We start from the raw sequence: 21,465 nt of genomic DNA on the forward strand, positions 1-21,465 counted from the left end.
GGTAACCGGAAGTCGCCTGCGGCGACATCGCGGCTAATCGCTGACATCCCTGAAGGGATGCAGGAAAGCTTTCTCCCGCAAAGAGCCAGAGCATCCGCAGGATGCCAGCGATTAGCCGGATTTCGGAGCGTTAGCGACGACTTCCGGTAATGCCACAAAAACGGAAAAGCACCCTTTGGGTGCCAGCGCGCCTACACCGCTCCAACAAAACGGGCGTGCCTTGGTGAAGACACGCCCGTCACAAATCAAACCACCAATCTCCCCTAATTCGCTACCACGTTGAGGATCTTGCCGGGGACGTAGATGACCTTGCGGATCGTCTTGCCTTCGAGGTGGGGGGCCACCTTCGGGTCGGCCTTGGCCTGTTCGAGCACCTGGGCTTGCGTGGCGTCTTTGGCGACGAGGGCTTCGCCGCGCGGCTTGCCGTTGATCAGCAGGCCGATCTTCACCTCCGAGGATTCAAGCAGCGAGGCGTCGTACTTCGGCCACGGTGCCTTGGCCACGGTGCCTTCGCCGCCGAGGCGCGCCCACAGCTCTTCCGCGATGTGCGGGCAGATGGGGGCGAGCAACTGGGCGAGAGTGCGGCCGGTCGAGGCCTGGACGGTCTCGGCCTTTGTCACGTGGTTCATGAAGATCATCATCTGGCTGACGGCCGTGTTGAAGCGGATGTGCTCCATGTCTTCCGACACCTTCTTGATCGTCTCGTGCAGCAGCTTGAGCGTATCGGGCTGCTCGTCGCCTTCGGTCTGCACCTTGGCGTTGAGGCTGCCGTCGCGCCCGCAGAACTCGTTCCACGTCTTCTGGAGGAAGCGGTAGACGCCCTTGATGCCGTCGCTCTTCCACGGCTTCATGTCTTCGAGCGGCCCCATAAACATGAGGTAGGCGCGCAGGGCGTCGGCCCCGAACTCGCTGATGTAGTCGTCGGGGTTGACCACGTTGCCGCGGCTCTTGGACATCTTTTCGCCGTCTTCGCCGAGGATGATGCCCTGGTGGAAGAGGCGCAGGAAGGGCTCGGGCTCCTTCAGCACGCCGATGTCGACGAGCACCTGGTGCCAGAAGCGGGCGTAGAGCAGGTGAAGCGTTACGTGCTCGGTGCCGCCCATGTAAAAGTCGACACTGCCCCAGTAGTCGCGGATTTCCGGCGCGATCAATTCGTCCACGTTCTTGGGATCGAGGTAGCGCAGGTAATACCAGCAGCTACCGGCCCACTGCGGCATGGTGTTGGTTTCGCGGCGGGCGGGCACCCATTCGTCGCCTTGCGGGCGCTCTTCGGTGCGGCTGACGCCTTCACCCGTGCGCAGGTTGAACCAGATGTCGACCCACTTGGTGATCTTGGCCAGCGGGCTTTCGCCGGTGCCGCTCGGCTGATAGTTTTCCGTCTCCGGCAACGTCAGCGGCAGTTGCGAGGGGGGCACAGGCAGGCCGTAGAAGGTCTCGCCCTGGTCTGCGTAGGCCACGGCTTCGGTCGGCATGTTGTCTGCCACTTCGCCGCCAAGGGCCTTGGCTTGCTCGTAGGCGGCCTGATCGACAAAGACGATGGGGAAGGGCTCGCCCCAATAACGCTGACGGCTGAAGAGCCAGTCGCGCAGGCGGTAATTGACCTGGGCCTGACCGCGCTGCTTCTGCTCCAGCCACTTGATCATGGCGGCCTTGGCCTCCTCGATCTGCATGCCGTTGAGGAAGTCGCTGTTGATCGCGGGGCCGTCGCCGGTGTAAGCTCGTCCATTGAAGTCCTCCGGCGGCTGCACCGTACGCAGGATCGGCAGGTCGTACGTCTCGGCAAATTCCCAGTCGCGCTCGTCCTGACCGGGCACGGCCATGATCGCGCCGGTGCCGTAGCTGGCCAGCACGTAATCGGCGATCCAGATGGGCACGCGCTTGCCGTTGACGGGGTTGAGCGCGTAGCTGCCGGTGAAGACGCCCGTCTTGACCTTGGCCAGCTCGGTGCGCTCCAGGTCGCTCTTTTTCGCCGCCGCCTCGATGTAGGCGTCGACGAGGGGGCGCTGCGCCTCGTTGGTCAGTTGCGGCACCAGCTTGTGCTCGGGCGAGAGCACCATGTAGGTGACGCCAAAGAGCGTGTCGGGCCGGGTGGTGTAAATCTCGATCTGCGCATCGCTCTCGGCCACGTCAAACGTGACTTGCGCGCCGGTGCTGCGGCCGATCCAGTGGGCCTGCTGCTTTTTCGACGATTCGGGCCAGTTGACGTTTTCGAGGCCCTGCAACAGCTTCTCGGCGTAGTTGGTGATGCGCAGCACCCATTGGCGCAGGTTCTTGCGCACCACGGGGTGGCCGCCGACTTCGCTCTTGCCGTCGATCACTTCCTCATTGGCCAGCACGGTGCCGAGCGCGGGGCACCAGTTGACGGGCTGCTCGCTGACGTAGGCCAGACCGTGCTTGTAGAGCTGCAGGAAGATCCACTGCGTCCACTTGAAGTAGATCGGGTCGGTCGTGTTGATCTCGCGGTCCCAGTCGATGGCGAGGCCCAGCTTGTTCAGCTGACTGGTGAAATTCTTGACGTTTTGCTGGGTCGTCACGCGCGGGTGCTGACCCGTCTTGATCGCATACTGCTCCGCCGGCAGGCCAAAGGCGTCCCAACCCATCGGGTGCAGCACATTGTGGCCGGTGGCCCACTTGTAGCGCGCGAGCACGTCGCCCCCGGTAAAGTTCTCCGCGTGGCCCGCATGGAGGCCCGCCCCGGAGGGGTAGGGATACATCTCCATGACGTAGTATTTGGGGCGCGTCGTGTCTCCGTCGATTGCGCGGAAGGTTTTTTCCACCGCCCATTGCTTTTGCCAATAGGCTTCAATCGCCGAAAAGTCGTAATCTTTGCACTGCGTGGCCATGATCGCTCTCTAGGTAAAGCGGCCAGCTTGCGGCGCGGGGCGGCGGAGGTCAACGCCGGAAGGGCGTGCACGATAGGTTGAGAAAATCAGGTGCGATATTTGCAAAAAGCCGGACAATGGGCCATTGTGCCTATGTCTCTGCTAGGCTGAGACCCGATCTAGCTCTCATTCTGCAATGTCATGAGTATCCGTTCCGAAGTCCAACGGCGTCGACGCTATCAGCTATTGCTGACCATGGGCATCGTCTGCGCTCTTTTTGTCATGGCCCTGGGTCAGCATTTCGACCAACCCTACCTGCGCCTGCCGCTCAACGGTGCGCTGAGCCTGAGCGTGGTCCTGATCACGAGCGGTATCCTCTTTTCGGCCAGCACCTGGCGTTGCCCCGCCTGTCAGAGCCACTTGGGCCACTCGATCAATCCGAGCCATTGCCGGGGCTGCGGGCGTCGCTTGCGTTAGTTAAGCGCGAGGAGTTTGCAGATTTACTTTAGTTGCACATCGCCTGCCTAACGTCAGTTTTGGCCTTGCAGGTTGAAGGATGCGCACCGGCGGCTGCCGATTGATCCGGGCCGCTGATGCTGCCCAGGAGATGGGCGTTGGGGTAATCGGCTGGTGCTGATCCCGCTCCTTGCCCGGTTCGATGTCATTACAGTCTTTTTACTTGTCTGAACACCCGGGCGTACGGGTGTATTGGCCCGCTATTTGTGCTGGCATGGCCTCCGCTGAAAGCGAAACCACCATCTCTCATCGCTTCCGGCCCATGCTTCCTGCCCTCCTGAAATCCCCCAGACGATCAGATGTGGCGCTACGCCTGATCAACTTCTTCGTCCAACGCCTTGTCGGCCTTAATGCCGACTTCCCGCACGCGGTGCACTTTACGTCTCGCGTGGTGAACCCGCAAAAGCTGCGCTACCACCCAGACGATGAAACGCTGCGCAGCTTCGCCCGCTCGGCCGGGTGCTACTTCCAGCCCAACAACGGCATTTACCTCGGGCGGCGCGTGCTGATCGGCCCAGGGGTCAAGATCATCAGCGCCAACCACCGCGACCGACAAGTCGATGCCTGGCAGCAAGGGGCGCCGGTCGAGATTGGCGACGATTGCTGGATCGGCGCCAACGCGGTGATCCTGCCGGGGGTGCGCCTGGGCGCGCGCTGCATCGTGGGGGCAGGGGCCATCGTCACGCAGTCCTTCGACGAGCCCGATTTGATAATCGGCGGCAACCCAGCGCGCGTCATTCGGCGCCGCTCAGCCCGGGCCACGTGCGAAGAGGAAGCGCTCAACGCCCTCGTATCCTGAGCCGGGCGCATTTGCCGATAAATCCGCTTGTGCCGGGCGGGCCGGGGCGCGAACCTGAGGGCGGTATCCTATGGTTCTCATCCTCACGCTTTTCATGGCGATCGTCGCCCTCGACACGATGCGCAAGCGGGCCCGTCTGCGGCAAATGGAGGAATCGCCGTTGAGCAAGGCGACTCCCGAGCAGTTCCGCGAGTGGCGCACGCAGCAGCGCAAGGCCCTCGACCTGCTCATGCGGGCCTGCAAGATCTATTTCTTCACCTGTGTGCCCGCTACCTTTGTCGCGCCGCGCCTGCAGAGCGAATCGCTTGCGCTCGGCATGGTGATCATCGCCGGGCTCGGCCTCGTCGCGACGCTCGTCTTTGCCATCCGCCACTGGAAGGAAGCCAGCAAGGCCCGCGACTTGCGCAAGGAATACCACATCATCTTCGCCTAGGGGCTATGGGGCCACGGATAAACACGGATTTACACGGATGAAGTGGCTCTTGGGCTTAAGCCTCTCGCTGATTGGCGTGAGTTTATTGACGACCTGTATTCTTTTGCTGGCAAGCCGGGCATTTACCGTGTCTGGACTTCCGAATCAACCAGAGGCTTGGGGCTGGGCAGGAAACGCTTTCTGGAGTGCCGCGCTGTTGACCGGTGTGGTTGTGGCGGTGGGCTTGATTGGATGGGGCGGTTACACGCTTAGCGCTGGAATTAGATCTTCCATTTTTGCCCACAAAAAAGGCGCTCCCGCCGAAACGGAAGCGCCTGGGGAAACTCGTTGAGGCAGGGCCTTACTCGCGGACGAGGTTGTCGGTCGCGAGGCTGGCGGGAATGCCTTGGCGGCGGGCGCGGGCGCGCAGGCGCAGCGCTTGCAGGCGGATGAAGCCCGTGGCGTCGTCGGGGTTGTATTCGCTCTTCACGCCTTCCATCGAGGCCACGCTTTCGTCGTACATCGAGAGCGGGCTTTGGCGGCCGACGGTGATGACGTTGCCCTTGTAGAGCTTGAGGCGCACGGTGCCGGTCACGGTGCGGGCGGCGCTGTCGAAGAACGACTGCAGGGCCTCGCGCTCCGGCGCATACCAGAAGCCGTAGTAGACCAGCTCGGCATACTTGGGCACGAGGCTGTCGCGCAGGTGCATCAGGTCGCGGTCCATCGTGAGAGTCTCGACCTGACGACGGCCTTGCAGCAGGATGGTGCCGCCCGGGGTCTCATACACGCCGCGGCTCTTCATGCCCACAAAGCGGTTTTCGACGAGGTCGACGCGGCCGATGCCGTGCTTGCCAGCCAGCTTGTTCAGCTTCTTCAGCACTTGGCCGGGCGTCAGCGTTTCGCCGTTCACGGCCACGCAGTCGCCCTTTTCGAAGGTCAGCTCGACGTATTCCGGGGTGTCCGGCGCGTCTTCCGGCGCGGTCGTCAGCTTGAACATGTCCTTGTTATCCGGCGTGGTGGGGTCGAAGTTCGGGTCTTCGAGGATGCCGGCTTCGTAGGAGATGTGCAGGAGGTTGCGGTCCATCGAGTAGGGCTTCTTGGAGCTGGCCTCGATCTGCACGCCGTTCTCGTTGCAGTAGGCGATCATTTCCTTACGGCCGGGGAACTGCTGGCGGAACACTTCCATGCGCCAGGGCGAGATGATCTTCACATCCGGGGCGAGGGCGGCGTAGGTCAGCTCGAAGCGGACCTGGTCGTTGCCCTTGCCGGTGGCGCCGTGGGCGACCGCGTCGGCCTTTTCGGCTTCCACGATGGCGAGGTGGGCCTTGGCGATCAGCGGGCGGGCGATGGAGGTGCCGAGGTAATACTGGCTCTCGTAGATCGCGTTGGCGCGCATCATCGGGTAGATGAAGTCGCGGGCGAATTCCTCCACGAGGTCCACGGTGTAGTGGGCGCTGGCCCCGGTTGCCTTGGCCTTGGCGGCCAGACCGTCGAGCTCCTCTTCCTGGCCGACATCGGCCGCGAAGGTCACGATCTCGGCGTTGTAGTGGTCCTTCAACCAGTGGACGAGCACGGAGGTATCCAGACCCCCGGAGTAGGCGAGCACAATCTTCATGGGAAAAAAGGTGTGATGAACAGGAGTTAAAAGGAGTTAAAAGGAGTTAAAAAGAGGCGGTTTGGAACAGAAGGTAACGAGGTGAACGAAGAGGATTTTACCGCAGAACTTCGAGAACGCGAAGACAGAAAGGGCAAAACTTATACCCAGCCCCTTCGCGTTCTCATCCTCTGCGATCAGGAACTCTTTTTCACTCCTTTTAACTCCTGTTCCAATTTTCTCCTAGGCTTCGGCGAGTTTGCAGAGGATCGCCTTCTGCACGTGGAGGCGGTTTTCGGCCTCGTCGTAGACGATGGACTGGGGGCTCTGGTAGACTTCAGCGGACACCTCTTCGCCTTCGTGGGCGGGGAGGCAGTGCATGAAGTAGGCACCGGGGCGGGCCTCGGCCATCATGGTGGCGTCGACCTGATAAGGGGCGAGCTCGCGCAGGCGGGCTTCCTTCTCGGCCTCGTCGCCCATGCTCACCCACACGTCGGTGTAGACCACGTCGGCGTCCTTGGCGGCAGCCTTGGCATCGGTGGTAAACTCGTAGGTGGGCTTGAGCCCGGCCTGGCGTAACAGCGTGTCGACGACGGGGCGGGGGCGGTATTTCTCCGGCCCGGTAAGGCTGATCTGCATGCCGAAGTGCGCCGCGCCGAGGATCCAGCTATGGGCCATGTTGCTCGCGCAGTCGCCCACAAACGTGATCTTGCGGCCTGCGAGCGAGTCGACAAGCGACTTGCCGGGCTGGGCCCAACGCTCGATCAGCGTAAAGAGGTCGCTATAGATCTGGCAGGGGTGCAGCAGGTCGGTCAGCGCGTTGACGACGGGCACGGTGCCTTCGCGCGCCAGCTCTTCCACCACGTCGTGGCTGAAGGTGCGGATGACGATGCCGTGGATGTAGCGGCTGAGTACGCGGGCGGTATCGGCCACCGTTTCACCCCGGCCCATCTGCGTCTTGCTCTGGTCGAGGTACATCGGGTGGCCGCCCAGCTCGTGGATGCCGACTTCGAAGGACACGCGGGTGCGGGTGCTGCTCTTGTGGAAGATCAGCGCCCAAGTCTGCCCTTCCAGCGGGCGGGGCTGGCTGGAGCGGCCACGGCCTTCTTTGAGGGACTTGGCCAGTTGGAAGATCTCCTCGGCCTCGTCGCGGGTAAAGTCGGTATCTTGCAGGAAACTTCTCGCCATCGGTTCAGGTAGTTAGGCTGTGGGCGTGGTGCCAAAGACAAAATCGAGGATCTCGATGCCGTTTTCGAGGTCGCGCATCGAGGCGTTGAGCGCCGGCAGGAGACGGATCGCATCCGTGCCGCCGCGGACGGTGAGCAGCCCTTGCTCGCGCAGCTTGCCCATCCAGAAGCTCGGGTCGCCCTTGACGACGAGCGCGAGGTGGTAGCCTTGCCCCCGGACGCCCGAAAGCTTCTCCGGGTGGCGGCGCACCATATCCTCCAGTTGTGCCACGAAGGCCTGGGACTGGGTCGTCACCTTTTCGAGCAAGTCTTCCTGCTCGATGGCGTCGATCACTGCGTTGGCGGCGGCGCAGGCCAGCGGGTTGCCCCCGAAGGTCGAGCCGTGGCTGCCGGCGGTAAAGAGCTCGTCGTAGCCGCGCCGCGCCCAGATGGCACCGATGGGGAAGCCACCGCCGAGGCCCTTGGCCATGCCGATGGCATCAGGCACAATCCCGGCCTTTTCATAGGCAAAGAAGGTGCCCGTCCGGCCGATGCCGCACTGGACTTCGTCGATCAGCAGCATCACGCCCCGCTCGTCGCACAGCTCGCGCAGGCCTTGGAGAAACTCGACCGTAGCCGGCAACACGCCGCTTTCGCCCTGGATCGTTTCGATCATCACCGCACAGGTGGCGTCGTCGATCGCATCGGCAAAGGCCTGCACGTTGTTGAACTCCGCGTGAGCAAAGCCCGGCAGCATCGGTTCGAAGCCGTGCTGGATCTTCGCCTGCGGGGTGGCGGCCATCCCGCCAAACGTCCGCCCGTGGAAGGCTTTCTCGGCGGTCACGACCTTGTAGATCTTGCCCGCTTCGCCCCCTGCGCGCTGGCGGCCCCAGAGCCGGGCCAGCTTGATCAGGGCCTCATTGGCTTCGGTGCCGCTGTTGCAGAAGAACGCCCGGCCTTCGCCTGCGCGCTCGCACAACCGCTGGGCCAGCCGGCCTTGCGTCTCGAAGTGGTAGAGGTTGCTGAGGTGGGCGAGCTGGGAAGCCTGCTGCTGCACCACCTGCACCCAGTGAGGGTGGGCGTGCCCGAGCGTATTGGTGGCGATGCCGGAGCAAAAATCGAGATAACGTCGGCCCTCGGCATCCCAGACATAGCTACCCTGGCCGCGCACGGCTGTGAACGGGGCGGGTGCATAGTTCTTCATCACGTGCGCCTCATACTGGGCGGCCACGCGCTGACTGGTGACTTTGCTGGCGGTTACGGAGGCCATTAATCCTGTGTTTTGACGATTTCTGTGCCGACACCTTTGTCGGTAAAGATTTCGAGCAGCAGGCTGTGCGGCAGCCGGCCGTCGATGAAGTGAACGCGGTGCACGCCTTGGTTGACCGCGTTCACGGCGCTGTCCACCTTGGGGAGCATGCCCTTGCCGATGGTGCCGTCGGCCTTCAGCAGCTTCACTTGCTCGACCGGGAGGGTTGAGATGAGGGTGCTGGGGTCCTTCGGGTTGCGCAGCAGGCCGGGCACGTCGCAGAGGTAGACGAGGCGGCGCGCACCGAGAGCAGCGGCCACGGCAGCGGCAGCCACATCGGCGTTCACGTTGTGGAGGTCGCCATTCACGTCTTTGGCGACGGGGGAAATTACGGGCAGCTTGCCTTGGTCGATCTGGGTCTGGATCGCGTCGGCATCGACGGCGTCGACCACGCCCACATAGCCGAGGTCGACCGGTTGGCCGTCGGCGTCGGCGGTCAGGCGGTGGCAGGTGAGCACGTCCTGGCCGCGCACCCCGGCAGGCTGGGCACCCTTGGAGCGCAGGTTATCGCAGATGCCAGCGTTGATTTTGCCGTTGAGCACCTGCTCGACGATTTTCACCGTCGCGGCGTCGGTCACGCGCAAGCCGTTGATGAAGACGGGCTCGAGCTTGGCTTCGGCCATCGCCTGGTTGATCGCCGGGCCGCCGCCGTGCACGACGACGACGCGCAGGCCCACCGCCGCGAGGAACGCGAGGTCGAGCGAGACGCCATGCTGCGCCTGCTCGGTGTCCATGAACGAGCCGCCAAACTTCACCACGAAGATGGAGTCGCGAAAGCGCTGGATGTAGGGCAGGGCCTCGAGCAGGACCTCGGTCTTGGTCTGGATGTCGATGTCGATCACAGTCGGAAAAGCTTATTCGGATTTGTTGTAGTCCACGTAGCCCTCGGTGAGGTCGGCCGCGAAGAAGCGCTGGCTGGCCTCGCCCTGACCCAGGTGCAGCTCGATCGTGAAGTTGGGCAGGCTCACGATCTGCTTCCAGGTCGGCTTGAGGTCGGGGTAGAGCCGCGCCTTGACGAAGGCGGGCACGGCGGGCGTGTTGGCGCTCGCGCGGTAATACAGCTCGATCTCTTCCTCGCGCATGGGCACGCCCGCATAGCCGGCCGCGTCGAGGATCCGGCCCCAGTTCGGGTCGTTGCCATACCAGGAGCTCTTGACGAGCAGGCTGTTGCCGATCGCGCGGGCCACCTTCTCGGCGTCCTCCAGCGAGGCGGCGCCCGTCACCTTCAGCTCCACGACCTTGGTGATGCGCTCGCCATCGCCCACGATCATGCGGGCCAGGCGTTGGCAGACGTGGTGCAGTGCAGTTTCAAAGGCGGCGAGCGCTTCCGATTCTGCCGTGATCTCGATGCCGCTGACGCCGTTGGCGAGCACCAGGACGGTGTCGTTGGTGCTCATGTCGCCGTCGACGCTGATCGCGTTGAAGGTATCGACCACGAAGCGGGAAAGCATCTGCTGGAGCAGGGGCTGCTCGACCTTCGCATCGGTCGCGATAAAGGCGAGCATCGTGGCCATGTTGGGCTCGATCATGCCCGCACCCTTGGCCATGGCGGAGAGGGTGATCTCCTGCTCGCCCACCGGCACCTTCACGGTCACGACCTTGGGCCGCGTGTCGGAGGTAAGGATGGCGTCGGCGGCCTTCAGGCCTTCGATGTGGGTCGAGCCGAGCTGCTGGGCGGCCTGCTGGATGCCCGGCAGGATTACGTCCATCGGCAGCGGCTGGCCGATCCGGCCGGTCGAGGCCACGAAAAAGCCTTTGCCTTCTTGCCGGAGCGCGCGTGCGGTTGCCTGCTGCATCGCCTCCGCGTCTTTCCGACCCTCGTCACCCGTGCAGGCGTTGGCGTTGCCGCTGTTGGCGACGAGGCCGTGGCAGGGCTGGGCGGACTTCAGGATTTCCCGGCAGAGCTGGACGGGCGCGGCGGGCAACGCGTGCTGCGTGAAGACGCCCGCCGCTGTGCAAGGCTGCTCGGAGTAGGCGACGGCAAGGTCCAGGCGGTCGGTGCCCTTGCGGCGGATGTCGGCCGCGACGGCGGCGGCCTGGAATCCAGGCGTGTCAGTCAGCCCGGAGGGCGAGAGGACTTCGTAAAACAAGGGCATCGTTTGGATCAGTTAAAAGGCGGGCGTCGAGGGTCAGAGCAGGCCGGTTGCTTCCGGCAGGCCCAGGCAGAGGTTCATGATCTGCACGGCCTGGCCGCTGGCCCCTTTGACGAGGTTGTCGATCACGCTGTTGAAAATGAGGTTGCCGGTCCGCGGATCGTAGGTGGCGCACATGTCGCACCGGTTGGTGCCGTGCACGTCCTTGGTCTCGGGGAAGTCGCCGGGCTTGCGGGAAATGACGAAGGGGCGGCCACCGTAGGCTTCGCTCCACGCCGCGTAGACGTCGTCGAGGCTGCCCTTGGCCTTGGCCACGATGGTGCTCTCGATGCCCCGCTTCATCGGCACGAGGTGGGGGATGAACTGCACCGTTACGTCGCGCTGGGCGGCGAGGCTCAGTTGCTGCTCGATTTCGCCCGCGTGGCGGTGGTGGGGCAGCCCGTAGGCTACCACGCTCTCCCACCGCTCGGAGAAGCTGTAGAATTCGGTCGCCTTCTTGCCCGCGCCGCTGACGCCGCTGACGCTGCTGATGATGATATTCTCGGCCTCGATCACGCCCGCCTTGAGCAGGGGGACGAGGGGCAGCTGCACGCTGGTCGGGTAGCAGCCAGGGCTCGCAATCAGCCGGGCGTCCTGCCACTGCTCTTGCGACAGCAGTTCGGGAATCACGTAGGGCACCTTCGCCAGCCACTGGGGCGCCGGGTGGTCGTGACCGTAGTTGGCCTTGTAGCGCTCTGGCGTATCGAGCCGGAAGTCGGCGCTCAAGTCGATCACCCGCTTGCCGGCTTCGACGAGGGGCAGCGCAAAATCGGCCGCCACCCCGTGGGGCAGGGCGAGGAAATACACATCCACCGGGGCCGCCGAGAGTTGCTCCACGTCGGAAGCGGTAAACTCGAGATTGCCGACCGTGCCGCGCAAGTGCGGCATCACTTCGTACACCCGCTTGCCGGCGAGGCTGCGCGAGCCGACCACGCTGAGAGTGACTTGCGGGTGGCGGGCCAGCAGGTCGATCAGGATTTCTCCGGAATAGCCGGATGCACCAACGATACCAACTTGCGTCATAAGCGGGGCGGGGAAAGTGGGGAAAAGGGAACGTTAATCAGGAATAACAGGTGCTGAAAAGCAAAAAGCCTGTGCTCGCCGGGCGTTTGCCCACGAGCACAGGCCTGCAAAGATTGCGGCTGTAGGGAGGCAGTTCGCCTTAGCGCTTGGAGAACTGGAAGCGCTTGCGGGCGCCCGGTTGACCGGCCTTCTTACGCTCGCGACGACGGGGGTCGCGCTTGAGGTGACCGGCCTTCTTCAGGGCGGGGCGCAGCTCGGGGTTCATGCGCTCGAGCGCACGGGCGAGGCCGTGGGCGATCGCTTCGGCCTGGCCGATGGGGCCGCCGCCGATTACCTTCACCACGAGGTCCACGCTCTCGCGCTGGTCCACCGTCGTGAGGGGGGCGCTGGCGATACGCTGCAGGTTCTCGTCGTAGCAGTAGTCTTCGAAAGCGCGGCCGTTGACGGTGATTTGGCCGGTGCCGCCGGTTTGGAGGCGCACGCGAGCGGAAGCCGTCTTGCGACGACCGGTACCAAGGAAGGTGTTAGCGGTAAGGCTGCTCATCTGTTAGCTGCAGAAAAAGGTTCTAGATTTCCAGCTTTTTGGGCTGTTGGGCTTCATGCGGGTGCTCGCTGCCAGCGTAGATGCGGAGCTTTTTCATCTGAGCGCGGGCAAGGCGGTTGCGGGGCAGCATGCCCTTCACGGCGTTCTCGATGATGAATTCCGGGCGGCGGGCGCGGAAGTCGGCAAGGCTGATATGCTTTTCATTACCCCACCAGCCAGAGTAGAACATATACTTCTTGTTCAGCTCCTTGTTCCCCGTCACGGCGACCTTGTCGGCATTGATGACGATCACGAAGTCGCCCGTGTCGGTGTGGGGGGTGTAAGTCGGGCGGTGGCGACCGCGGAGGACGTTCGCGATCTTGACCGCAAGGCGACCGAGCACCTGGTCAGTCGCGTCGACCACATACCATTGCGGGTTTACGTCGGTCTGTTTGGCGAGAAAGCTCTTCATTGCTGGAAAAAACGTGTAGCAAGTCGGAAGAGGGTAGCAGTGTCAACCCAGAAACGACTCGCGGGTGGGTAAAAAAGAAGCGCACCCGAATTGCTTCGAGTGCGCAAGAAAAAAGAAACGCGATGCGTCCCGTAACGACTTAGAAACCGGTGGTGACGGACACGCCGTACCACACTTCGCTCTTGTCGTTGCTGTACATCTGGCGCTCGTTGGAGCCCGAGTAGTTCACGTAGCCGGTGAGGCTGGCGTTTTCGGCGAGGGCATAGCTCAGGGCGGCGCTCACACCGTAGTACCAGTAGTCGTCGAAGGACTCAGTTTCGTAGAAATCCGAACCAGCGTCGCCAAGGTCAACCCAGCCGGCGAACACGGAGGCGTCGGCGGAGAGGCTGTCGGTCAGGGCGTAGCTGTAGCCAGCGGAGGCTTCAATCGTGAAGTTCTCGAGGTCGAAGTCGTAGAACACATAAACGGCCGGGCTCAGGAGCACGTCGAACGAAGCACCTGCGTAGATTTCGAAGGTGTTGTCGTTTTCGAAGTCTTCGCTATCCGGGTAGGCGTAGTAGGTGCCGCCGACGTCGAGGGAGACGATTTCGGAGAGCTCAAAACCGTAACCACCGTAGATGTCCACTTCGCTGTCGCCAGCGCCGGTCACCGGGAGGGCACCCCACACGCCGAAATACACGTTGTCGGCGCTGAAGTCGATCGCCGGCATGAAGGTTTCTTCGGCGAGTTGGGCGCCGCGGAACACGTAGGAGTTCTCGAAGGCGAAGGTGGTGCTGACGGAGATGTTGTCGACGCTTTGGGCGCTCAGAGCGGAGACGCTGCCAAGAGCAGCGATCATGATAGCCTGGAACTTGTTCATCTTTGTAGTTGGTTTGGTTGGTCTAGCTAATCTGAGAACTTGAGAGACTGCACGTATGGATGGTGCCTCTGGTTCTGTCAAATCAATAGGGTTGCGGGGCGGCATGCAGCACAATGCAGGCCAAACGCCTTTACTGGGGGAATCTCACGAGTTCGAGAGGTGTTTTTGCATGATGGAAGGCAAGTGTGAGCGGTTTTGCTCAGGATAAGCGGTGTTTTTAGCTGAGGAAAAATCTTTGCAAAAAATTTTGAGCAGGGGGCAGTTTTTGGCGTCCACACCCTTTTGGCTGGCACCTCCCGGCCCCATCGCATACCTCTGCCCGCATGTTGAAGCACATCGTATTCTTCCGTTTCCAGCCTGAGGCCGAGGGCCGCGACGCCGCCGGCAACGCCCTGGAGGTAAAGCGCCAGCTCGAGAGCCTGCCGGCCAAGATCGCCGAAATCCGCGCGCTCGAAGTGGGGGTCGACATGATCCGCAGCGAGCGCTCGTGGGATCTGGCGCTCTACAGCGCGTTCGACGACCTGGAGGCGATGAAGCGCTACCAGGTCCATCCCGCCCACCAGGAGGTGATCGGTTTTATCAAGAAGGTGGCCTCTTCGATCGCGGCGGTCGATTACGAGGCTTAGGAAGTCATTCGCCTTGAAGGCGGGCGGCGACGGCGGCGGCTTCGTCGAGGACGCGCATGGCGTTGCCGCCCCAGAACTTCCGCAAGTCTTCCTCCGTATAGCCGCGGCGGAGCATCTCGACCGTCACGTTGGTGAAGTCGCCGACGCTCATCAGGTCGGCAGCGCCGCCGCCACCGTCAAAATCGCCACTGATGCCAATGTGGTCGATGCCCATGACTTCCACCATGTGGTCGATATGGTCGACTACGTCCTTCAGCGGCACGAGCGGGCGCGGGTACTTCTTTTCGATCGCGACGCGCTCCTCGATCGCCGCCTGTTGCTCGGCGGGGCTCAGGTTGCCCCAGTCTCCATACTTCTGGAAGTAGGCGCGGTAGGCGTTGGCGCGCTCCGGGTCGACCTGCTCCGTCATCATGTAGCCGCTGAAGACGTTCATCTGCACCACGCCGCCTTTTTTGGCCACCGCCTGCAGGAGCGGGTCGTTGAGCGAGCGGGGGTGCGCAAAGCATACGTAGCAGCCGCTGTGGGAGGCGATGACGGGGGCCTGGGAGATTTCGAGGATGTCCCACACCGTCTTGTCCGCCGCGTGGGAAATATCGACCATGATGCCCAGGCGGTTGCATTCTTCGATGGCCGCCTTGCCGAGCGTGCTGAGCCCGAAGTGCAGGGCATCCTTGTCCGTCGACGAGTCGCCGAGGTCGTTGTTGCGGCTGTGGGTGACGCCAAAGTAGCGCACACCGAGGTCGTAATAATCTTGGAGCAGGTCGATATTGCGGCCGATGGTGTAGCCGTTCTCGATCCCGAGGAAGATGACGTGCTTGCCTTGGGCGCGCAGGGCTTCGGCCTCCTCCGGGGTGGTGGCAATGCCGCACAGCTCCGGGTGCTGCGCGGCAACTTCGTGGATGACGTTGGCGATGGTGAAGCCCTCCTCGATGGCGTGCTTGCGGCCTTCGGGGGTCAGCGGCCCCTGGCCGACGTAGACGACGAAGAAGCCGCCGTCGAGGTTCCCGTCTTTCATGCGCGGGAAGTCGACCTGGCTGGCGTGCTCTTCCCAGCTGTGCCGGTGGCTGATGTCGAAGCCGGGGCGGCGCAGCACGATGGGCACGTCCATGTGGGTGTCGATGGTCAGAAAGCTGTCCATCAGGCGCTTGGCTTCGGCGCGGAGCTGTTCTTCGCTCCAGTCGGTGCGGGGCTCGCCCGATTGGGCCTGCAGGGGCGCGAGCGGCAGCAGTGTGGACACGGCGAGGAGAAGAGTGGAGAGGTGCTTCATGAAGGCAGTTAAAGGAAGGGACGATTAGTAACCGAGGGCGGCGGTGTCGGGGCGGCGCGGATCGCCGGCGCCGTAGAAAAAGCCATCGCGGTAGAGGATCGAGTTGGTCGTGCCCATGGCCCAGCCGACGTTGACTTCGTGGCCCATTTCCTTGAGCAGCTCGAGGGTGTCGGGGCTGAAGCCGCGCTCGACCGCCAGCCGGTCGGGCAGCCACTGGTGGTGCATGCGCGGGGCGGCGACGGCTTCGGCGATGTTCATGTCGAAGTCGATCACGTTGAGCAGCACCTGGAGCGTCTGGGTGATGATCAGACTGCCGCCGCGACTGCCCGAGATGAGGAAGGGGCGACCGTCTTTCATCACGAGGGTGGGGGACATGCTGCTGAGCATGCGCTTCTCGGACTCGATGGCGTTGAACTCGCCGCCGATCAGGCCGAAGGCGTTGGGCACGCCCGGCTTGGCCGAAAAGTCGTCCATCTCGTTGTTGAGGAAGAAGCCCATGCCCGGCACGAGGATCTTGGAGCCGAAGGAAAAGTTGATCGTGTAGGTGTTGACGACCGCGTTGCCGTATTCGTCCATCACGCCAAAGTTGGTGGTATCAAGGCCCTCATGCGGCGCTTCGCCGGGCAGGATCTCCTTGCTCGGGGTGGATTTGGCGGGGTCGATCTTGGTGCGGATCTCGTCGGCATAGCTCTTGGAGAGCAGCCATTCGAGCGGCACCGGCTCAAAGTCGCTGTCGCCGAGGTGCTTGGAGCGGTCGGCGTAGGCATACTTCATCGCTTCGGCCATCGTGTTGACGGTGCGGGCGCTGTTGTGGCCCATCGCGGGCAGGTCGAAGCCTTCCAGAATGTTCAGGATCTGCACGATGTGGACGCCGCCGGAGCTGGGGGGCGGCATCGAAATGACGTCGTAGCCGCGGTAGGTGCCGGAGACGGGTTGGCGGACCGAGGGGCGGTAGATCTTGAGGTCTTCGGCGGTGATGATGCCGCCATTGGCCTCCATGTCGGCCACCAGCGCCTCGCCGATGGCTCCCTCGTAGAAGGCCTTCGGGCCCTCTTTGGCGATCAGGCGCAGGCTCTTGGCCAGCGCGGGCACTTTCAAGGTCTCGCCCACCTGGTAGGGCGTGCCATCCTCATGGTAATACATGGCCATGGCCTCGGGCGACTGGCTGAGCCGTTCCTTGCCGTCAACCAGGGACGCATACAAGTCCATCCCCACCGGGAAGCCGTCTTCCGCCAGTTTGATGGCGGGGGCGAGGGCATCGGCGAGGCTGATGGTGCCGTATTTTTCCAACGCCATCGCGAGCCCCGCGACGGTGCCGGGGACCCCGGCGGCGAGGTGGCTGTAGCGCGAGCGTTCCGAAACTACGTTGCCCTCGGCGTCGAGGAACATGTCGCGCGTGGCGGCCAGCGGGGCCTTTTCGCGGTAGTCGATCGCGACCGTCTCGCCGCTCTTGGCATCGTGGACGAGCATGAAGCCGCCGCCACCCAGGTTCCCCGCCTGCGGGCAGGTTACGGCCAGGGCAAAGCCTACGGCCACCGCTGCGTCGACGGCATTGCCGCCGTTTTTGAGGATGTCGAGCCCGGCCTGCGTGGCCAGCGTCTCCCGGCTCGTCACCATCCCGTGCTGTGCGACGCTCGGGTGGGCCGTGGCCACGCTACTGTAGACTGGCATTTCTTCCGCCGACAGGGCCGATTGGGCGCCCAGGGGCAGGGTGAGGGACACGGCTCCGCAGAGCCAACGACGCAATGAGCCAAGAGAAGGTGCAGGTGCCATGCGCGGCTGGCAGCAGCTTTACTGCCGATGGGCGGCCAACGTGGCACCTTTGCGCAAAATGGCTCAACAGTAGGTTAGGATAGCGAAAATACGATCAGATATTCGGATGGACCTGATTGCGGTATTTCGTATGCTGATGCCCACGCATGGCTGAGCTCGTCAACTGGCTAAACGGGATCATTTGGAGTCCCGCGCTTATCTTTCTCGCCCTCGGTACCGGGCTCTATTTTTCGTTTGCGACCCGCTTCCTCCAGTTGCGGCACGTCAAAGACATGTTCAGCTACCTCTTTGGGGGCGACAAGTCGCACCAGGGGCTGACGTCGTTCCAGGCCTTCGCGCTGGCCGTCTCCGGTCGCGTGGGCACGGGGAATATCGCCGGGGTGGCGACCGCCATTGCGATGGGCGGCCCGGGCGCGCTCTTCTGGATGTGGGTGATTGCGTTCGTCGGTGCGGGCTCGGGCTTTGTCGAGGCGACGCTGGCCCAGATCTACAAGCGGGAGGTCGACGGCGAATTCCGGGGCGGCCCCTCTTACTACATCGAAAAGGGGTTGGGCATCAAGTGGTTCGCGGCGCTCTTCGCTGTCGCGATGCTCATTGCCACCGGGCTCTGCCTGCCGGGCATCCAGGCCAACAGCATCGTCGTGGCGACCGAGGAAGCCTTTGGCATCCCGCGCCTGACGATGGGGGCGGTGATCGTCGTGTTGCTCAGCCTGATCATTTTCGGCGGGGTCAAGCGGATCGGGCGGACCGCTCAATATGTGGTGCCGATCATGGCGATCGGTTACATCCTCGTCGCGCTCGTGGTGGTGGGGATCAACATCACAAAGGTGCCCGAGGTGTTCATGCTGGTCGTGCGCAGCGCGTTCGGGGCCGATGCGGCCTTCGGGGGCATTCTGGGCGCGGCCATTTCGATGGGCGTCAAGCGTGGCATCTACTCCAATGAGGCGGGGCAAGGCACGGCGCCGATGGCTGCCGCCACTGCAGTGGTCGACCACCCGGCCAAGCAAGGCCTCGTGCAGGCATTTTCGGTCTATTTCGACACCTGGCTCGTCTGCTCGGCGACCGGCTTCATGATCCTTGTCTCGGGGCTTTACAACGTATCCAACGGGGCCGATGGCTTTATTATCGAGAACTTGCCGGGCACACCCGACGGGCCGATCTATACCCAGATGGCGGTCGACAGCGTTCTTCCCGGCTTCGGCAGCGCTTTTGTGGCGGTCGCGCTCTTCTTCTTCGCCTTCACCACCCTGATGGCCTATTACTACTACGCAGAGACGAATGTGGCCTACCTGATCAAGAGCCCGGTCACGCGCTGGCGTTCGATTCTGGCGGTGCGCGTCATCTTTCTTGGCATCACGCTGTATTGCTCCGTCAATACCGCCGATCTGGCCTGGGCGCTGGGCGATGTGGGCGTGGGGCTCACGGCGTGGCTCAACTTCATTGCTATTCTGCTGCTGCAAAAGCCTGCTCTCGAATGCCTGCGCGACTACGAGCGCCAGCAAAAGCAAGGGCTCGATCCGGTCTATCGCCCGCTCGAAATGGGGCACGACAACGCCAACTACTGGATTGCCCGCAACGAAGAAGCCGAAGCCGAGCCCGAACGCGTCGCCGTCGGGGAACGGTAGGGGATACCGTGCTCGGCGTCTTGGCGTGAGGCCCTGTCCCTCCCTCTGCCGATTTCACAAAAGCACAGGCGGCACGAGAAGAGAGGGTGGTCAACTGTGAAATGGTGCGGGCGTAGCCGGGGGGCTGGGGGAGGGGCATAACAGGCCGCGTTGCCGACCCCATTGGCGACCACTCACTCCCAACCCCATCTCTCCCATGAAACTCTGGCTTTGCCTACTCCTGCCGGCGGCTTCGCTGGCGGCGGCCCCATCCCTACCCACCAGCCTGGAGGTCAATAGCGGCCTCACCCCCGTCTTCCCGTTCCCCTCCTTCGATTGGGCCGACAGCACCGACGCCGCGCACTACCAGGTGCAGATTGCGAGCGACTCGTTCTTCACCACGGTGGTGGTCGATACCACTTCGCAGATCTCACGCTACGCTCGACCAGCGGCCCTTGGCGTGGGCACCTACTACTGGCGGGTGCGAGCCGTCGACGACGCTTCCGCCACCAGCGCCTGGGCCAGCGGCAGCAGCTTTGCCGTCAGCACGCCCGTCAACGTCGTTTCGGTCGACCCCAGCGACGACGCGGCTGCTATCCAGAGCGCGATCAATGCGGCGCTGCCGAGTGGTGCGGTGTATGTCGAGTTTGCGCCTGGCACCTACGATCTCGCTCCGCCCAGCGGCGCCACCTACGACTTCGTGCTCAACCTGCGCTACGCTGACCACGTGTGGATCGACGGCAATGGCGCGAACATCAACATCACCTCGCCTGCCTCGGGCTTCATCTTCCTCGACGACACGACCAACATCCTGGTCGAAGACTTCGTGATCGACTACACGCCCTTGCCCTACGCGGTGGCGGAGATCACCGGGACGAGCAATGCGGGCACGGGCTCCGTCACCATGGAGGTGTTGCCCAACTCGCCCCGTTTCAATGACGCCCACATGCTGGCGAGCTGGACGACCTGGGGCTGCGTGCTCGACGACGTCGTCGACGGCAAGCTGAAGGACGGCAGCCGTCTGCTGCAGACGTTTTACACCAGTAACGTGACGCAATCCACGAGCGACCCCGACGTCTTTACCTTTGCGCTGTCACACACCAACTACCTGCGCTTCTACGACGTGGGCGACCGTTACATCCACTTCGCCCGCGAAGGGGCCGAGCCCATGTTTACCTCCGACCGCGCCAAGGGGGTGACGTTCTCCAACATCACCAACTACGCCGCGCCGGCTGGCCACTACTCCATGATGTGGTCGAGCGACGTGAAGGTGCTCAACTGTAACTCGCTGATCAAGAGCGGGCGCATCTGGGGGGCGAATGCCGACTTTGTGCATAGCAACTCCAACCCCATCGGCCCATGGGTCGAGGGGTGCACGGTGGAAGGCATTGGCGACGACATCGTGGCGCTCTACCTCAAGGGCCTCGAAATTACGGACGTCGACGACACCGACGCCCACCTCGTCACGATCCGCCAACCGAGCAGTTGGTCCGTCTTTGCGGGTGACGACCTCGTGCTGTTTTCTCCCACCCATGGCACCGTTCTGGGCGAATACACGGTCGTCACCCGCACCTCGCTCGGTGGTGGGCTCTACCAGCTCCAGCTCGACGACGAGGTGGACGAGTCTGGCCTGATCCTGACCGGGGCGCGCGACGAGGTGGACCAGTTCTTCAATTACGGGATGGCCAATGCCGATTTTGCCATCCGCAACAACACCTTCGGGCCCGGGCGCCGCCATGGCGCGATCATCCGTGGTGTCAATGGCGTGGTGGAGGGCAACCTGTTCTCGCAACTCGGCGTGGCCGGCGTGCTCTTCGAAAACGAGGCCGACTTGTGGTACAACGGTCTCTATTCGCGCAACATCCAGGTGCGGAACAACACCTTCCTCGGCTGCACCTATTCCGAAAATGCGATCGATCAGGGCTCCATCACCCTCCGCATCTCGAAGGCCGACCGTAGCGACAGCGCAGCCCAGTTGCATCAGAACTTCGTCATCGCGGGTAACGACATCGTCGACTGGAGCCGCTACGCCATTCGCGCCAGCAATGTCGCGGCGGTCGACATTCTCGACAACGACGTATCGTCGTCGACGCTCACGGGCTTCCGCGTGCCAAACCAGGACAACGTAATTCTTGAAGTGTCCGACGCCGACGACGTGCTGATCCAGGGCAACGACTTCTCGGGCGAGACCCGGACCGTGGATGCGGTTTTCGCCATCCACGACGCGACCAATGTAGACAATCAGGATGACTGAGACACGGATAGTCTATCGGAACTGGCGGCTCTCCCCGGGGTGGGGAGGGCCGTTTCTGCTCGGTTGCCTCGCCTGGCTGCTCAGCGTGCCTGCCGTCGCAGCTCTCACGCTCGACGCGCGCGACTTTGGCCTGCGCGAGGGGCAGGACGCAACCCCGGCGATCCGTGCGGCGCTGGAGGCGTGCCGCGAACAGGGTGCCGACGTGCTCCGCTTGCCGCCGGGCCGCTACGATTTCCACCCCGAGCGGGCCAACGAGGCCTATCGAGCGATCAGCAACCACGACAACGGGCTCAAGGCGATCGCGTTCCCTCTCT

Annotated in this window: 19 protein-coding genes; 7 read left to right on the top strand and 12 right to left on the bottom strand. The window is 63.1% G+C overall.

Annotated features, from left to right (window positions below):
- Nucleotides 1-263: 263 nt before the first annotated feature.
- On the bottom strand, nt 264-2,843 hold the full coding sequence (leuS, locus tag Q7P63_14120; GenBank protein ID MDP0501226.1) for a leucine--tRNA ligase: 2,580 nt from the start codon (nt 2,841-2,843) through the stop codon (nt 264-266).
- Between the two features lie 180 nt (nt 2,844-3,023).
- On the opposite strand from leuS, the gene Q7P63_14125 reads away from it, so the two are divergent.
- The 4 genes from Q7P63_14125 (at nt 3,024) to Q7P63_14140 (ending at nt 4,901) form a co-directional block, all read left to right on the top strand.
- Entirely contained in the window at nt 3,024-3,299 is a 276-nt protein-coding gene (locus tag Q7P63_14125) for a hypothetical protein (GenBank protein ID MDP0501227.1), read from the top strand.
- Nucleotides 3,300-3,552: 253 nt separating this feature from the next.
- Nucleotides 3,553-4,137, top strand: coding sequence for a DapH/DapD/GlmU-related protein (locus Q7P63_14130; protein MDP0501228.1), 585 nt, complete (start codon nt 3,553-3,555; stop codon nt 4,135-4,137).
- A gap of 94 nt (nt 4,138-4,231) precedes the next feature.
- On the top strand, nt 4,232-4,570 hold the full coding sequence (locus tag Q7P63_14135; GenBank protein MDP0501229.1) for a hypothetical protein: 339 nt from the start codon (nt 4,232-4,234) through the stop codon (nt 4,568-4,570).
- Between the two features lie 37 nt (nt 4,571-4,607).
- A complete protein-coding gene (locus tag Q7P63_14140) occupies nt 4,608-4,901 on the top strand; it encodes a hypothetical protein (GenBank protein MDP0501230.1) in 294 nt (97 codons plus the stop codon).
- 9 nt (nt 4,902-4,910) lie between these two features.
- Here the strand turns inward: Q7P63_14140 and Q7P63_14145 are convergent, their stop codons facing one another.
- The 9 genes from Q7P63_14145 to Q7P63_14185 form a co-directional block, all read right to left on the bottom strand.
- Nucleotides 4,911-6,164, bottom strand: coding sequence for an argininosuccinate synthase (locus Q7P63_14145; GenBank protein MDP0501231.1), 1,254 nt, complete (start codon nt 6,162-6,164; stop codon nt 4,911-4,913).
- A gap of 222 nt (nt 6,165-6,386) precedes the next feature.
- Nucleotides 6,387-7,331 carry an ornithine carbamoyltransferase gene (gene argF / locus Q7P63_14150; protein ID MDP0501232.1) on the bottom strand — a complete coding sequence of 315 codons (945 nt, stop codon included), beginning with the start codon at nt 7,329-7,331 and terminating at the stop codon, nt 6,387-6,389.
- Between the two features lie 12 nt (nt 7,332-7,343).
- Nucleotides 7,344-8,579, bottom strand: a complete 1,236-nt coding sequence (locus Q7P63_14155) for an acetylornithine/succinylornithine family transaminase (GenBank protein MDP0501233.1) — start codon at nt 8,577-8,579, stop codon at nt 7,344-7,346.
- On the bottom strand, nt 8,579-9,460 hold the full coding sequence (gene argB, locus Q7P63_14160) for an acetylglutamate kinase (protein MDP0501234.1): 882 nt from the start codon (nt 9,458-9,460) through the stop codon (nt 8,579-8,581). The genes Q7P63_14155 and argB overlap by 1 nt, the downstream gene beginning before the upstream one ends.
- Before the next feature lie 12 nt (nt 9,461-9,472).
- Nucleotides 9,473-10,714, bottom strand: coding sequence for a bifunctional glutamate N-acetyltransferase/amino-acid acetyltransferase ArgJ (gene argJ, locus Q7P63_14165; GenBank protein MDP0501235.1), 1,242 nt, complete (start codon nt 10,712-10,714; stop codon nt 9,473-9,475).
- Between the two features lie 33 nt (nt 10,715-10,747).
- Nucleotides 10,748-11,773, bottom strand: a complete 1,026-nt coding sequence (gene argC, locus Q7P63_14170) for an N-acetyl-gamma-glutamyl-phosphate reductase (GenBank protein ID MDP0501236.1) — start codon at nt 11,771-11,773, stop codon at nt 10,748-10,750.
- Nucleotides 11,774-11,912: 139 nt separating this feature from the next.
- Nucleotides 11,913-12,317, bottom strand: a complete 405-nt coding sequence (gene rpsI / locus Q7P63_14175) for a 30S ribosomal protein S9 (GenBank protein ID MDP0501237.1) — start codon at nt 12,315-12,317, stop codon at nt 11,913-11,915.
- A gap of 22 nt (nt 12,318-12,339) precedes the next feature.
- On the bottom strand, nt 12,340-12,768 hold the full coding sequence (gene rplM / locus Q7P63_14180) for a 50S ribosomal protein L13 (GenBank protein MDP0501238.1): 429 nt from the start codon (nt 12,766-12,768) through the stop codon (nt 12,340-12,342).
- A 139-nt stretch (nt 12,769-12,907) separates the two neighbouring features.
- The gene (locus tag Q7P63_14185; GenBank protein ID MDP0501239.1) at nt 12,908-13,627 is read right to left on the bottom strand and encodes a hypothetical protein; all 720 of its coding nucleotides are present in this window, start codon (nt 13,625-13,627) and stop codon (nt 12,908-12,910) included.
- Nucleotides 13,628-13,950: 323 nt separating this feature from the next.
- Here Q7P63_14185 and Q7P63_14190 point away from each other — a divergent pair, with 323 nt between their 5' ends.
- Entirely contained in the window at nt 13,951-14,253 is a 303-nt protein-coding gene (locus Q7P63_14190) for a Dabb family protein (GenBank protein MDP0501240.1), read from the top strand.
- A gap of 4 nt (nt 14,254-14,257) precedes the next feature.
- Here Q7P63_14190 and Q7P63_14195 read toward each other — a convergent pair whose 3' ends face one another.
- Nucleotides 14,258-15,520, bottom strand: coding sequence for a dipeptidase (locus Q7P63_14195; protein MDP0501241.1), 1,263 nt, complete (start codon nt 15,518-15,520; stop codon nt 14,258-14,260).
- 24 nt (nt 15,521-15,544) lie between these two features.
- A complete protein-coding gene (gene ggt / locus Q7P63_14200; GenBank protein ID MDP0501242.1) occupies nt 15,545-17,293 on the bottom strand; it encodes a gamma-glutamyltransferase in 1,749 nt (582 codons plus the stop codon).
- Nucleotides 17,294-17,439: 146 nt separating this feature from the next.
- Between ggt and Q7P63_14205 the strand changes: the two genes are divergently transcribed.
- Nucleotides 17,440-18,918 (top strand): alanine/glycine:cation symporter family protein, encoded by a 1,479-nt coding sequence (locus Q7P63_14205; GenBank protein MDP0501243.1) that lies wholly within the window; start codon nt 17,440-17,442, stop codon nt 18,916-18,918.
- A 196-nt stretch (nt 18,919-19,114) separates the two neighbouring features.
- Nucleotides 19,115-21,151: a hypothetical protein gene (locus Q7P63_14210; GenBank protein MDP0501244.1), complete on the top strand. Its 2,037-nt coding sequence runs from the start codon at nt 19,115-19,117 to the stop codon at nt 21,149-21,151.
- The last annotated feature ends 314 nt before the right edge of the window (nt 21,152-21,465 follow it).

This window comes from Verrucomicrobiota bacterium JB022, from assembly GCA_030673845.1.
Classification (GTDB): domain Bacteria; phylum Verrucomicrobiota; class Verrucomicrobiia; order Opitutales; family Oceanipulchritudinaceae; genus WOUP01.

Excerpts from the sequence above, each read along its gene's own strand:
- leuS (MDP0501226.1), bottom strand. The coding sequence starts at position 2,843 with ATGGCCACGCAGTGCAAAGATTACGACTTTTCGGCGATTGAAGCCTAT.
- Q7P63_14125 (MDP0501227.1), top strand. The coding sequence starts at position 3,024 with ATGAGTATCCGTTCCGAAGTCCAACGGCGTCGACGCTATCAGCTATTG.
- Q7P63_14130 (MDP0501228.1), top strand. The coding sequence starts at position 3,553 with ATGGCCTCCGCTGAAAGCGAAACCACCATCTCTCATCGCTTCCGGCCC.
- Q7P63_14135 (MDP0501229.1), top strand. The coding sequence starts at position 4,232 with ATGGCGATCGTCGCCCTCGACACGATGCGCAAGCGGGCCCGTCTGCGG.
- Q7P63_14140 (MDP0501230.1), top strand. The coding sequence starts at position 4,608 with ATGAAGTGGCTCTTGGGCTTAAGCCTCTCGCTGATTGGCGTGAGTTTA.
- Q7P63_14145 (MDP0501231.1), bottom strand. The coding sequence starts at position 6,164 with ATGAAGATTGTGCTCGCCTACTCCGGGGGTCTGGATACCTCCGTGCTC.
- argF (MDP0501232.1), bottom strand. The coding sequence starts at position 7,331 with ATGGCGAGAAGTTTCCTGCAAGATACCGACTTTACCCGCGACGAGGCC.
- Q7P63_14155 (MDP0501233.1), bottom strand. The coding sequence starts at position 8,579 with ATGGCCTCCGTAACCGCCAGCAAAGTCACCAGTCAGCGCGTGGCCGCC.
- argJ (MDP0501235.1), bottom strand. The coding sequence starts at position 10,714 with ATGCCCTTGTTTTACGAAGTCCTCTCGCCCTCCGGGCTGACTGACACG.
- argC (MDP0501236.1), bottom strand. The coding sequence starts at position 11,773 with ATGACGCAAGTTGGTATCGTTGGTGCATCCGGCTATTCCGGAGAAATC.
- rpsI (MDP0501237.1), bottom strand. The coding sequence starts at position 12,317 with ATGAGCAGCCTTACCGCTAACACCTTCCTTGGTACCGGTCGTCGCAAG.
- rplM (MDP0501238.1), bottom strand. The coding sequence starts at position 12,768 with ATGAAGAGCTTTCTCGCCAAACAGACCGACGTAAACCCGCAATGGTAT.
- Q7P63_14185 (MDP0501239.1), bottom strand. The coding sequence starts at position 13,627 with ATGAACAAGTTCCAGGCTATCATGATCGCTGCTCTTGGCAGCGTCTCC.
- Q7P63_14190 (MDP0501240.1), top strand. The coding sequence starts at position 13,951 with ATGTTGAAGCACATCGTATTCTTCCGTTTCCAGCCTGAGGCCGAGGGC.
- Q7P63_14195 (MDP0501241.1), bottom strand. The coding sequence starts at position 15,520 with ATGAAGCACCTCTCCACTCTTCTCCTCGCCGTGTCCACACTGCTGCCG.
- ggt (MDP0501242.1), bottom strand. The coding sequence starts at position 17,293 with ATGGCACCTGCACCTTCTCTTGGCTCATTGCGTCGTTGGCTCTGCGGA.
- Q7P63_14205 (MDP0501243.1), top strand. The coding sequence starts at position 17,440 with ATGGCTGAGCTCGTCAACTGGCTAAACGGGATCATTTGGAGTCCCGCG.
- Q7P63_14210 (MDP0501244.1), top strand. The coding sequence starts at position 19,115 with ATGAAACTCTGGCTTTGCCTACTCCTGCCGGCGGCTTCGCTGGCGGCG.